12 protein-coding genes are annotated in these 13931 nt (G+C 37.2%); 11 read left to right on the forward strand and 1 reads right to left on the reverse strand.

The features are described from left to right. Positions 1-8 precede the first annotated feature (8 nt). Entirely contained in the window at positions 9-2285 is a 2277-nt protein-coding gene (locus OO013_RS05840; RefSeq protein ID WP_266055757.1) for a TonB-dependent receptor, read from the reverse strand. Between the two features lie 142 nt (positions 2286-2427). Here OO013_RS05840 and OO013_RS05845 point away from each other — a divergent pair, with 142 nt between their 5' ends. The 11 genes from OO013_RS05845 (at position 2428) to OO013_RS05895 (ending at position 13906) form a co-directional block, all read left to right on the forward strand. Beyond that, positions 2428-2967: an NUDIX domain-containing protein gene (locus OO013_RS05845; protein WP_439651824.1), complete on the forward strand. Its 540-nt coding sequence runs from the start codon at positions 2428-2430 to the stop codon at positions 2965-2967. A gap of 9 nt (positions 2968-2976) precedes the next feature. Next, positions 2977-4332, forward strand: coding sequence for an MATE family efflux transporter (locus OO013_RS05850; RefSeq protein WP_266055759.1), 1356 nt, complete (start codon positions 2977-2979; stop codon positions 4330-4332). A gap of 61 nt (positions 4333-4393) precedes the next feature. Beyond that, a complete protein-coding gene (locus OO013_RS05855) occupies positions 4394-5752 on the forward strand; it encodes a M24 family metallopeptidase (RefSeq protein WP_266055760.1) in 1359 nt (452 codons plus the stop codon). A gap of 18 nt (positions 5753-5770) precedes the next feature. Beyond that, positions 5771-6667 carry an MBL fold metallo-hydrolase gene (locus OO013_RS05860; protein WP_266055761.1) on the forward strand — a complete coding sequence of 299 codons (897 nt, stop codon included), beginning with the start codon at positions 5771-5773 and terminating at the stop codon, positions 6665-6667. Positions 6668-6678: 11 nt separating this feature from the next. Further along, positions 6679-7440, forward strand: coding sequence for a lysophospholipid acyltransferase family protein (locus tag OO013_RS05865; RefSeq protein ID WP_266055762.1), 762 nt, complete (start codon positions 6679-6681; stop codon positions 7438-7440). Further along, on the forward strand, positions 7437-7724 hold the full coding sequence (gene gatC, locus OO013_RS05870) for an Asp-tRNA(Asn)/Glu-tRNA(Gln) amidotransferase subunit GatC (RefSeq protein ID WP_266055763.1): 288 nt from the start codon (positions 7437-7439) through the stop codon (positions 7722-7724). The genes OO013_RS05865 and gatC overlap by 4 nt, the downstream gene beginning before the upstream one ends. After that, positions 7724-10624, forward strand: coding sequence for a tetratricopeptide repeat protein (locus OO013_RS05875; RefSeq protein WP_266055764.1), 2901 nt, complete (start codon positions 7724-7726; stop codon positions 10622-10624). The genes gatC and OO013_RS05875 overlap by 1 nt, the downstream gene beginning before the upstream one ends. Positions 10625-10716: 92 nt before the next feature. Beyond that, positions 10717-11430 (forward strand): ABC transporter ATP-binding protein, encoded by a 714-nt coding sequence (locus tag OO013_RS05880; RefSeq protein ID WP_266055765.1) that lies wholly within the window; start codon positions 10717-10719, stop codon positions 11428-11430. 2 nt (positions 11431-11432) lie between these two features. After that, positions 11433-11981 carry a cob(I)yrinic acid a,c-diamide adenosyltransferase gene (locus tag OO013_RS05885; protein WP_266055766.1) on the forward strand — a complete coding sequence of 183 codons (549 nt, stop codon included), beginning with the start codon at positions 11433-11435 and terminating at the stop codon, positions 11979-11981. 206 nt (positions 11982-12187) lie between these two features. After that, positions 12188-13252, forward strand: coding sequence for a branched-chain amino acid aminotransferase (locus OO013_RS05890; protein ID WP_266055767.1), 1065 nt, complete (start codon positions 12188-12190; stop codon positions 13250-13252). A 141-nt stretch (positions 13253-13393) separates the two neighbouring features. After that, on the forward strand, positions 13394-13906 hold the full coding sequence (locus tag OO013_RS05895; protein ID WP_266055768.1) for a hypothetical protein: 513 nt from the start codon (positions 13394-13396) through the stop codon (positions 13904-13906). Positions 13907-13931: the final 25 nt, after the last annotated feature.

Here is a 13931-nt window from a genome sequence, read left to right on the forward strand (position 1 = left end):
ATAGCATTTTAGTGAGAATGTGAATCCTTGTGAGGTAATTCCCATTTTATTCCCAGGAAAAAATTTCTTCCGGCAACAGGCCCGTAGTTATAAGCAGTATCGAAGTTATCTGCGAAACCAATAGGTGAATCTGGATCTTCTGTTCCTGATAACGGAGAATATTCCTGGATGTAGTCAAATACATTATTAATGCCGGTGTAAGCAGAAAACCCGTGCTTAAATGTCTTTTCGACCTTAAGGTCAGCGACAAAATAGGTGGGTGTCCAACGTGGTCTGGCAATTTCTTCATTATTAGCAGAAAGATCATAGGTGAGTGGCATCCTTACTGGTCCGTTCAGTCTCATATTTAAACCCATCGACCATCCTGTTTTAGGTATTTCGTATGCAATCGAAGTTAAGGCAGTCCATTTTGGTGCGAATTCGATAGATTGATACCCTTCATCAGTTTGCTCATAAACTTCCTGGAGGTTCATTCCCTGGTTGATGGTGATCCCATTTTGAAAGTCTATTACATTTGAAATATTTATACCCCTTGATATAAAATGTCCTTGTGTATTAGCATATATAATTTGCCCCGGGGTATCATAGTCCGGTGTGATACGATTTGAAAATCGCGTATAAAATACATCCAGATCGAGCATTCCCTGATTATTGTTAAATGTGTAGATATGATTAAGGTTCCAGGCAATGTTATACGATTGTTCAGGTTTGAGATCTTCCTCGATAATAATATCCCTCTGACCGGAGACAAAAGCATGATCTTCTGTAAATAAGTTTACAATTCTGAACCCAGTGCCAAAACTCAACGACGAGGAGGTAACCGGAGAGAATTTTTTCTTGATATGCAATCGTGGCGAAGGTATCAATCCATGAGCATTGTAGTAATCAAGTCTCAAACCACTGAGAAGGCTCCATGAATCATTTATTTCCCAATTATCCTCAACAAATATCCCAGGAATATATTGAGCAGATGGATTATTTATAATCTGGCCGGAATTTATAGTTTCTTCAGTTGCAACTGTGTTATCATCATAATGATTTAATCTGAATGTCGCGCCGGAAAGTACCGTATGATTTTTTATACTGAAAGTTTTGCTAACTGTAATAAATCCGGTTTTCTGACTGGCTTCATAGAGGTCACTTCCATAATAGGAGTTTTGCTCATGATTGCTCATTGAAAAAGTAACATTTAAATTTTTAATTCCTGGCAACTCGTATTCCCCAAAAATCATCATCCTTTTGGTATAGATGCTTTCTCCGTAGATTGAGTCATTCCCTCTTATATCTCTGTATGCATTATTTTTTAAATATGATTCAGTGCCATTTCTTCTGTCTTCATAATATACCTGGGCACCTAATTTAAAATTATTGCCATTCTTTTGAGCTATATTCCAATTAGTATACATGGATACTCTTTCAAAATCGATCATATCATTAAATTGATCTTCGTTTTTATCTTTGAAAGCTCTTTTATAACCGCCATTTATTGCAATAACACCATTTGTTTCGCCAATTTCAGTGCTGTATACAGCATTTCCATAGAGTTCGCCAAAACTAGTACCCATCAGATCGAAAGAAGCTTTTGGCATATGGTATTCATCCTTTGTGATCACATTGATAACCCCGGCCATAGCTTCTGAACCATACAGAGTTGAAGCAGGGCCTCTGACTACTTCCAGACGCTCAATTACTGAGGAGGGGATGCTGTTAAGACCGTAAACACTGGCCAGATTACCAAAAAGAGGCGTTCCATTGATCAAAATAGCGGTATATGCGCCAGGCAGACCATTAATGCTTACAGAATTTGTATAACAAACTCCGCACGCAACAACCTCATTTACTCCATTGATCATTTTAAAAGATTCCATTAGTGATGAACCTCCGGAAGGAATAAAGTTATTCATTTGTCTGGAAGAAATAACTTCGACCTTTACTGTTGAATTCTTTCGAGCATTGGGCATCATAGTGCCAGTTACGGTTACTTCATTTAATCCGAGAATATTTTCCTGTAACTCGATCTTCAGGCTTTTATTCACTGATGCCTCAACTGTTTTTGTTTTGAATCCAAGGCAACTGATTTGCAGTTTTTGGTTTTTACCCGGTAATCCTGTTAGTTCAAACACTCCATTCTCATCTGTGACAGTGCCGGTACCTGATTCAGTTTTTACTACTGCCCCGGGTATTGGAGTTCTTCCATCTGTAATTACTCCTTTAACTGAATACTCCTGCCCATGACAAAAATATATTGATATTGAAAAGAATAAAGTAATTATTAGTCTATACATAAGGTTAATCTAAAACTTTACTCAAAGATAGTAAAAATATTTTTAGAGTAGTCTAAAAATTAAATAGTGTGTGATGAAATTATTTAATATTCATAATAAGGCGGGCATACTTAAAAGATGTTAGATTTGTGCTATGGATGAAATGTACAACCCGTGGAAGACCCTGGATGGCCGGGAAGTTTATGAAAATCCCTGGATAAAAGTGGTGGAATACAATGTTTTAACTCCAAACGGATCCAAAGGGATTTATGGAAAGGTAAGTTTTAAAAATAAAGCCTTAGGGATAATACCAGTAGACGAAGAAGGAAATACCTGGCTCGTCGGACAATACAGGTATACATTAGATGAATATTGCTGGGAGATCCCTATGGGTGGAGGACCTAATGAGCTTGATCATCTTGAATCTGCCAAAAGAGAATTAAAAGAAGAAACTGGCCTTGTTGCTTCGGAGTGGAATAATATTATGAGAATTCACACGAGCAATTCAGTTACAGATGAGGAAGGTTTTGTTTATCTGGCTACTGGGTTGACTCAAGAAGACCCGGAACCTGAAGATACTGAAGTACTTAAGGTGAAGAAAATGCCTCTTAAAGAGGCTGTTGAATGGGTAATGGAAGGGAAAATTACCGATGCCATTTCAGTTGCAGGTATTTTGAAAGCATCCAGAATTCTCAAGGTCTGAGAAAGTTAAATGAATTATTTCGAGCATTTTAAAATAAATTTCAAACTGGCTGTGCCTGTGATGATCAGTCAGTTAGGTCATATAATGGTAAATGTGGCTGATAGTGCCATGGTCGGACATCTGGGGAAAACTCCCCTGGCAGGGTCTGCACTGGCAGGAAGTATATTCAGCCTGGCCATGACTTTCGGTATAGGGTTATCAATTGGTGTTACCCCTTTCGTTGCTGCAGCAGATGGTGAAAAGAATTTCAAGCGACTTGGAGGACTCCTTTACAACGGAATGGTAGTAGGTATTGCCGGGGGACTATTATTATGCTTGCTCATTTTTGCTGTTTTTCCAGCGTTACCTTATTTTAATCAACCTCCTGAGGTTGTTACTATTGCTAAACCTTATCTGGCAGTGATCGGGTTTTCACTGATTCCATTAATGTTATTCCAGATATTAAGACAATTTGTCGAAGGTCTTGCTTTTACCCGCGAAGCAATGGTTATTATTTTATTATCGAATGTGTTGAATATCATTCTTAATTACATATTCATATTCGGTAAACTTGGACTGCCTGCAATGGGACTTCTTGGGGCAGGTTACAGTACCCTTATTTCGCGTGTAGTGATGATGCTGGCAATCTGGGTTTTCGTAGCGAAAAACAAGCGATTTAATATACACCGGCGTTTTGCTGTAAAAGCAAGAATTAAACTTGAAACGATTAAAGAAATATTAAGAGTAGGCCTGCCCGGTGGTATACAATATACATTTGAGGTGGGGGCTTTTGCCTTGGCTGTGATCATGATGGGGTGGTTGGGAAAAGTCGAGCAAGCTGCGCACCAGGTGGCAATTTCACTTGCTTCTGTTTCCTATATGATGGCCTCCGGACTCTCAGCAGCGGCAACGATCAGAGTGGGAAACCAATTTGGAAAAAAAGATTTTCCAACCTTAAAGAAAGCTGCCCATACTTTATTTGCAATGGGACTGGTTTTTATGGGGGTTTGTGGCCTTTTTTTCGCTTTGGCCAGTCAATGGCTGCCAACGTTATTCATCGATGATCCGGAAGTAATATCTTTGGCTTCAAACCTGATAATTATTGCTGCTGTTTTTCAACTATCAGATGGATTGCAGGTTGTTTGCCTTGGTGCACTTCGTGGACTTACCGATGTCAAAATCCCAACGATCATTACGATGTTGGCTTATTGGATTTTCGGTTTACCTGTGAGTTGGTTATTCGGGTTTAAGCTTGGTTATGGAGCCGAAGGAATCTGGTATGGGCTATTGATTGGGTTGACAATTGCAGGCGTTCTTTCTTTGATTCGTTTTGAATGGTATACCAATGCAATGGTGAAAAGAAGTAGTTACAGGGTCGAATCATAACCTTCATTTTTCGACATTTGAGAAAAATAATGCATCTTTATGAATTAAGATATTTTTTATCATGAGTAAATACAACTTATTATTTCTTCTGTGCACTTTATTGTTTTTTTCTGCTTGTAACCAGGAAGAAAAGGAAGAGAATGCCAGCCAGGAAGAAGAAGATTATGAAATCATGTCGATGGAAGAGAGGGCTAAGGTAATTGACTCCCTTTTACAGATTCGAATCAACAGGGTTTTGCCTGAGTTGATGGATCGGACAGGTATCGATATGTGGATATTGATAAGTAGAGAATATAATGAAGATCCAGTTCTTGAAACAATGCTTCCGGCTGAGTGGATGTCAGCAAGGAGAAGAACAATTTTGGTGATTTCTTATAATGGTGATAGTCTGAATACTTATGCTATAGCCAGATATAATGTTGGTGAGGTATTTAAAAAAGCCTGGGATAAAGAAGAAGAACCCGATCAATGGATGGCATTGAGGAAGTTAGTAGAGCGTCATAAGCCAAATAAAATAGGCATTAATATCTCAAAAGATTTTGCTCTTGCAGATGGAATGCCTAAAACTGAATATGATGCCTTGCTAAAAGCCCTGCCTCGAAATTATGATAGTAAGATCGTCTCGGCAGAAGGTCTTGCAGTAGGTTGGCTGGAAACACGGACCAATGAAGAAATGGCCCTTTATAAAGACATTTGCAATATCGCTCACAAGATAATTGCAGAAGGGTTTTCAAATAAAGTTATCACTCCCGGAGAAACCACTACAGATGATGTAGTCTGGTTTTTCAGGCAAAGAGTGAATGAACTGGGCTTAAAAGCATGGTTTCATCCAACGGTCAGTGTTCAGCGTTCTGATTCTGAAAATTTCGATCATTTACGAAGCTTTTCAGATAGTCCCGGAGACAGAGTTATTATGCCCGGCGATCTTCTACATGTAGATTTTGGTATTACCTACTTGCGTTTAAATACGGATACACAACAGCATGCTTACGTTCTTAAAGAAGGTGAAAAATCTGCTCCTGAATATTTAGTAGAAGCTTTAAAGACCGGAAATCAACTTCAGGATATCCTGACTAATCAATTTCTTTTGGCAAGAAGCGGAAATGATATATTAGCTACTGCTTTATCTGAGGCAGATAAACAGGGGATTAAAGCTACCATCTATACACATCCGATTGGATATCATGGTCATGCTGCGGGTCCGACAATAGGAATGTGGGATGCGCAAGGTGGTGTGCCTGGACCAGGGGATTATCCTTTATATCCGAGAACAGCCTATAGTATTGAATTAAACCATGCAGTAAATATTGAACCATGGGGTAAGGAAATCAGGATAATGCTTGAAGAAGATGCATATTTTGATGGTGAGAAAGTGACTTACATAGACGGTCGTCAGGAAGAATTTCTTTTGATAAAATAGAACAAATCATATTTTGATATGATACATATATTAGATCTGAATTTTCAAAATATAAGAGAGTCGATTGCTGCATTTGCAGTCGAAACCGATAACGGACCTGTACTAATAGAAACAGGACCTCACTCAACATACAGGTTTTTGCGTAGAGCTTTAAAACTTCGGGGGCTTGAGATAAAGGATGTCAGTAATGTACTGCTCACTCATATTCACCTCGATCATGCGGGGGCTGCCTGGAAACTCGCTATCGGAGGAGCGGATATTCATGTCCATCCTAAAGGATCAAAGCATCTTGCTAACCCGGATAAGCTTATGGAAAGTGCAGGTAGAATTTATGGTGATAGCATGGATACCTTATGGGGAAAGATGAAATCCATTCCTGAAAATCAGATTAAAGAAGTGGGAGATAATGATACTATTTCAATAGGTGGAGTAGATTTTAAGGCTCTTCATACTCCCGGTCACGCCTCTCATCACATAGCATGGCAGGTAAACGATAGCATTTTTACCGGAGATGTCGGTGGTGTTAAGATCAATAACGGGCCGGTAGTAGCACCATGTCCACCGCCTGATATAAATGTCGAAGCCTGGGATAAGTCTATCGAAGTACTCAGGGAAGCTGATCCTGAACGCCTTTTTTTAACTCATTTTGGTGAGGTGTCAGGAAAGGAAAATGTTAAGTCCCACTTAGACCAACTTCAGGAAAGCTTGCACGAAATAGCAAAATGGATAAAACCATATGTAGAAAATGGTGAGTCTGATGAAAAGATAATTCCGGAATTTCAAAAGAAAATGCATCGTCATTTAAAACAAAACGGGGCAACGATAGGAATGCTGGAACAATATGAAGCCGCAAATCCAAGTTGGATGTCTGTAGCTGGTTTAAAAAGATACTGGAAAAAGAATTCTGCTAAATAAGCATTTTTAGAATGAAAAAGTTTTTTAAGCTTATTTATACGATCTATGGAGCAATTACATTCGTAATTGTATTTCTCTTTTTATATCCTTTTTTTCTTTTATTAATTTTTATTAGGCCACTCCAGAAGAACTTACATTTTGTCAATCATGTCTGGGCCCGAATCTGGTTTACTGCTGTAGGTATGCCGGTTCACGTTATTAAGAAACAGAAATTTTCATCCAGGAAGCAGGTGATTTTCGTAGCTAATCACTTTAGTTATATGGATATAGCCATAATGACCTGGTTGTTTAATAATTTCATCTTTATGGGGAAAGCATCAATAGCAAGGGTTCCTCTTTTTGGATATATGTTTAAAAAGCTTCATATAACTGTAGACAGAAGCAGAGCGAAAGATAAGTATGCTGCTTACAGAAAAGGCCTTGAAAAAATCAAAGAAGGAAAAAGTCTCGCGATTTTTCCGGAGGGTGGAATAAGAGCGAAAAACCCACCAGTCATGGCGCCTTTCAAAGATGGTGCTTTCAGGTTGGCTATAGAGCAAAATGTTGCAATTGTGCCTGTTACACTTCCTTATAATTGGTTAGTTTTACCAGATAATGAATTTTTGTTTTCTTGGCACAAGCAAAAAATCATTGTTCATGAGCCAATTGAAACCCATGAAATGAACGAAAAGGATATTCCAATTTTAAAAAATCGGGTTTATAATATTATCCAAAACGAATTAAATAGTCATTTTCCGGCTCATGATTCCGTTACTGAAACTGTTAATGCATGAAGATCAATAAAGAAACCGTAAGAAAAATTGCTCATCTTGCCAGGCTCGAGTTAAATGAATCTCAGGAAGAGAGTATGATCAGTGAGCTTTCAGAAATCCTTGATTGGGTAGAAAAACTCAATGAATTGGATACTGAAGGAGTTGAACCATTGATCAATATCTCTGGTGAAGTTAACAGATGGAGAGAAGACGAAGCTAAACTTACCATATCTCATAAAGAAGCATTAAAAAATGCTCCAGAACATGACGATGACTTTTTCATTGTTCCAAAAGTAGTAGAATAATGAACAATAATTTTTTAGCTAATAAGAAAAGCACCACAGGTAAAATTCTTCAATATGTTTTATTTCTGGCATTTTTAGGCGCTGGAACCTGGTGTTTAGTGGCTTACTTCAATCATGGTGAAAATATTTTCCCTTGGAATGAATTATACAGTCTTCAAAAAGTTACTCAGCCATTATTTTCATTTTCTCTGGTAACAAGTCAGTTTAATATTTTAGCCGAAAATTTTGTCGGAATTATTTCTTATGGTGCGGGTCTGATGACGATACAGGAAGATCCTTTCTTTTATCATTTAATAATTTTCTTTTTAGGGCTTTCGGTAATTTTAAGTGCATTACCTGCTTTGCATAAATATTATTTTTATTTAGGCATATCCCTGGTGATGCTTATTCTTATTTGGTCTGATATCGATTCACTTCTGCTTTTTGGCAGGTTGGATAAGATTCCGGTAGTTTTTACTATTATTCTGCTTTTAGGTCCGACGCTATTCTTTAAATTCAGATCCAAACAGACCAAATTTGGCAGAAGGTGGATAATAAATCTGCTCACTATCCTGTTTTTTGCTTTAATAGTGATCAATTTTAGTGAACTGGATAGACCATTAATGTTGTTATCAGCGAATTTGGTTCATGGGAGTCTGATAATTTTTGGTGTAACTGTTTTATTCACTGCACATGATCTATTAACATTAGTAGCATATTATATTGGAGGTAATACCCGCTCAAATCCTACCTATTTACAGTTTATTTTCGCTTTTCTATTACTATCTGGTAACCTGATATTATTGTATCTTGGTTTTCATGAAGACCTGAATATAGACCTTGTACTAGCTCCGGCTATTATATTGTTTATCGGTGCTTACCTCGGAGGATGGTTGTCCTGGAAACTGAAGCTTAAAGAGGGTGAGTTTATTATCGACTGGAATGTTGATGGTAAATTCTTATATCTGGGTTTTGGACTGGTAAGTCTAGGATTGATTGGTTTTCAGGCAGCTACAGCAATAGATACACTATTGTATTCGATCAATGATTTGATAATATTTTTACATCTTGGTCTGCTATTTAGTTTTTTCATATATGTAATAATCAACTTTAATCAGTTTCTTAAACAAGGAATAAGAATAGGCGATAACCTGTATCGCCCAAAAATTATTCCTTATGTGAGTGTATTTGTATTTGGGACAGTTATTGGGCTTGGTCTGTATTTTATTACTGGTCAGCTTGTCACTAAATATGGAAAAGCATCACATCAGAGCTTAATCGGAGATTATTATTATTACCTGGATCAGAGGCAACAGGCAGAAGTCTATTTTAGAAGGTCACGTTTTATTGCGAATAGAAATATTCATGCAAATATGGCCATGGCCTCTTTGATGAGATTAAGAGGAGAAAAGGTTCGAGAGCAGGTATTTTATGCTGAGGCAGTAAAGTTATCTCCGGATCTCAGGGCACAGTTAAATTCTATACGATTACTCAGAGAAGAAGGAAGAGAATTTGAAGCATTGTTCAATATCAATGAAGTGGAACAATATTATAGTGATGACCCGGAATATTGGATAGCAAGAGGAGCTGCATATTCTAATGTCAAAATATATGATTCAGCAGTCTGGAGTTTTGAAAAAGCCTATGACTTAGGGTTTGAAGAAAAAGCAATAGCCAATATTATGGCGATTGAAAGTCTGTTAAAAGTTGGAGACGATACAGATTCTCTGAATAATGCCATATCTCCAGAGGATCAGTCAGATCTTTACAGGGGAAATCTGATTGCACTAAAAAATTTCCAGAAAGAAGAATTGTCTGATTTTAATTTCACACGTTCAGATTCTGTTTTGGATAAGCCTTCATTTATCCTTTTGAACAACGGAGTGGTAAATCAGATCATGAATCTTAAAGATTCTATCGAAGAATTGGAGCGATACCGATTTCAAATTCAAAATGCTGAATTCTTAGGTAGCGTAGAGCAGTTAAGTATTTTCAGGAATTATGTAAAGGGAAATTTTACAGCATCAATTTATGAACTCGGCGGACTTGCAGGGAGTAGCACCGGAAGTTATTACAGATTTTTACAAGGTATGCTGATGGCTGATATGTATCATCCTGATCTTGCTGCGGAATATTTCTTCAGGGCTGAAGAAAGTGGATTTGAAGGGAGTGCCTGGGTAGGAATAATTGCTTTGCTTGAAAGTGGGAATCTTTCGACAGCTAGAGATATTTACACAGATGCAATCAACTCAGGTTCAGTGCCACCGGATTATTTAAAGGAGCATGAACCTCTATTAATGGATTTGAGCATTTTAAGTGTTCAGGATCAGGTGGTTATATTGAAAGAACTATTAATAGAAAACCCATATACGAAGGCAAACGAACTGATGGGAGTTGATACGCTTTCATCGGAAGTAAGAGTTGAGCTGAGTAAATTTGAAGCTTCAAAGGGCCGGAGTGATAGGGCAAAATCATTTACAAATGACATTGAACCTCAAGTAGATCCTGTTACTGGAATGATTCTGGGGATAAATGGCCCTGTAGATCAACCAGAATCTGTCAGAGAAAAGATTTATAGTCAGTTTTTCAGTAGTTATAAAGAACTCTCTTCAGATGATCTTGAATCGATGGCTTTGGATTTGCTATATGAAACACCTTTGATCTTAATTATAGCAGAAGAATTAACCTCTCGAGATGAGATTCTAAAGGCAAATAATGTTTTAGCAAACGCTTATAATAATCAATCACAGAATGAATCACTGAGAATCGCTTATGTGATCAGTAGTGCAAAGGCTGGTCTTGAAGATTATGCCAGGAAAACATTTAGCGATATTAGAAGTAGTATTCCTGCGGATTCGGTTGAAAACTTAGAATTGATGATTGAAGACCTGCTTCAACAACCATCAACAGACTGGGAATAATCCGATTGTCATTATTTCTTTCCGCTTATAAATTAATGATTCAGAAAATGATTCATTGTTGGTTAATTTATATTGCTAAATAATTCAAGATCATGAGCAAGGTCATAGAGACTAGTAACATTTCCAAGATATATAAAATGGGTACCCAAACAGTGGAGGCCCTTAAAAGCATCACTATTTCAATAGATAAAGGAGAGTATGTCGCCTTTATGGGACCTTCCGGTTCAGGTAAATCAACCTTGATGAATATCGTAGGATGCCTGGATACCCCAACAGCCGGATCATACGTTCTCAATAATCATGATGTATCCAGTTTGTCAGATAATGAACTGGCTTTAATCAGAAATAAGGAAATTGGATTCGTTTTTCAGACTTTCAACTTATTACCAAGGGCAACTGCTCTCGAAAATGTAGCTCTTCCATTAATCTATGCTGGAATGCGAAAAGCAGACAGGCTGGAAAAAGCTATGAATGTTCTCAAAAGCGTCGGATTAGGGGATAGAGCTGATCACAAACCAAATGAATTATCAGGAGGACAGAGGCAACGGGTTGCTGTTGCAAGAGCTCTTGTTAACGATCCAAGTATTATCCTGGCTGATGAACCTACCGGTAACCTTGATACTAAGACTTCTTACGAGATTATGGATCTTTTCCAAAAATTACATGATCAGGGTAATACCATAATTATGGTAACTCACGAAGATGATATAGCTCACTATGCTCACAGAATAGTCAGGCTTCGCGACGGATTGATTGAATCTGACGAAGTAAATACCGATATTCGTACTGGTAAAATTGAAGCTTGACTATGAAAGTTTATACTAAAACCGGTGATGATGGCACCACTGGTATTCTTGGAGGTACCCGATTACCTAAATCTCACATCAGAATTGAAGCATATGGTACCGTAGATGAATTACTATCCTGGATTGGTATGGTAAGAGATCAAAAGGTGAACGAAAAACGTAATGATTTCCTTATTAGAATTCAAGACAGGTTATTTACCTTAGGTTCATATCTTGCCTCAGATCCTGAAAAATCAAAAGTAGCTATTCCGAAGATCAACGAACAGGATATAAAAGATCTGGAAGCTGAAATGGATACTATGGATGAAAATCTGCCTCCATTGAAAAACTTTGTCCTTCCCGGAGGCAATCAATCAGTCAGTTATGTTCACATTGCCAGAACTGTTTGCCGTAGAGCTGAAAGAGCTGTAGTGCTTCTTAATGAACATCAGGCTCTCGATAAAAAGGTTATCCATTATCTAAATCGCCTTTCCGATTATCTTTTCGTTCTGTCCAGAATGAATTCCAAAGAATTAAATGCGACAGAAACACCCTGGGTTCCCGAAAAATAAATCTCTTTCTAATAAACAGGGCTTTGAAATTTTATTTTGTCATTAAGATAAAAAATCAAATTCGTCAATATTTAATTTTGACAGAACAATAGAAGTCTCCTTTTTATTATTGATAATCATTGGGTTTCAAGATTTAAAATTGATATTTTTGCACATATTTTAAGTGAAGATAATAATCTTCAATATTGAACCCGAAATAACCCGTCATGACCGAAACTATTGATATTAAAGTAACAAAGATAAAGGAGTCAAAACTTCCGGGAGTTGATTTTGATAATATCCCATTTGGTCGAATTTACACAGACCATATGTTTATGGCCGACTACAAAGATGGTAAGTGGCAAAACTTTGAAATCTTACCTTACGGTCCTTTAGAACTTGATCCGGCAACAACCACCTTGCATTACGCACAATCTATTTTCGAAGGATTGAAAGCTTATAAATCAGAGTCAGGAGAAACTTTAGTTTTCAGACCTTTCGCAAATTTCGAAAGATTAAATAAATCAGCTGAAAGAATGTGTATTCCTGAAGTTCCTAAGGAATTATATGAACAAGGAATGAGAGCCTTGCTCGAGATCGATAATGACTGGATTCCCAATGAGGTAGGCAAATCGTTATATATTCGTCCATTTGTTTTTGGTACTGATGATTTTATTGGTATCCGTCCTTCTGATAATTATAAATTTATAATCATCACGTGTCCGGTAGGATCATATTACGCTGAACCTGTAAGTGTAAAAATTGAAACACATTTTACCAGGGCTGCAAAAGGAGGAGTTGGATATGCAAAAACTGCGGGTAACTATGCAGCATCTTTGTATCCTGCAAAGTTGGCTGCTGAGGAAGGATATCAGCAATTGATCTGGACCGATGGAAAAGAGCATAAGTATATTGAAGAGTCTGGAACAATGAATATCATGTTTAGAATCGATGATACATTGATCACTCCGCATCCGGGAGACTCGGTTTTACCAGGTATCACAAGAGATAGTGTCCTTAAGTTAGCAAGAGATTGGGGGGTTAAGGTTGAAGAGAGAAAGATTTCTGTAGAAGAAGTGGTGAAAGCAGCTCAGGAAGGTAGAATTCAGGAAGCTTTCGGAACAGGTACAGCAGCAACTATTGCTCATATAAAAAAGATCGGATATGAAGGAGCAAATTATGAATTGCCTCCGATCAGTGAAAGAGAATGGTCAAACAAATTTCTTAGAGAACTTGATATGATAAAATATGGTCAAGCAGAGGATAAGTTTGGCTGGAATTATAAATTATAAAGATTTTTAAAGTTTTTTAATGAAAATCACGGCCAGTGGTCGTGATTTTTTTGTGAATAATAAGTTAATTACCTTAAAATTGACAAAGGTATTTACCGCTATATTTATAAAAAAAATAATCACTAAGATAAATTCTCTTCTATGAGATCCACACTGATTTTATTCATTTTGATTTTTTCGTTTTCGATAACCTTTGGCCAACAGTTTATCAGAATTAGTAATAAATCTGGTTCAAAGAGAAAAGTAATCAATGTTGGAGATCCCTTTATATATAAATTATATGGTGATGAAACCGTATACAGGGATCAATTAGTAAGTGTGACTGATTCTACTTTTCAATTGACTTACGAAACATTAAAACCCGAGGAGGTTCAGGTCGTTTATAAAAATGAAACTAATTATATGGATAGGTTATCAGGATATTTAATAGCTGGAGGCGCAATCCTGGTAGCAATAGATTTCGTAAATATTAGGATAGTTAATAATGCTGAATTTGAGCCTAGTAGCGGAATTTTTATTGTAGGAGGAGCCATGGTTGGAACCGGTCTTATATATAAACTTCTGCGAAGAAGAAAATACAGGCTTGATAAAAGATGGGATATGAATCTCATAAATATTGACAGTTTTCAGGATGTATCAAATGGATCTAAATAACTACCTTTTTCAGGATTAGCCAAAT

The organism is Mangrovivirga halotolerans, assembly GCF_026241165.1.
Lineage (GTDB): Bacteria > Bacteroidota > Bacteroidia > Cytophagales > Cyclobacteriaceae > Mangrovivirga > Mangrovivirga halotolerans.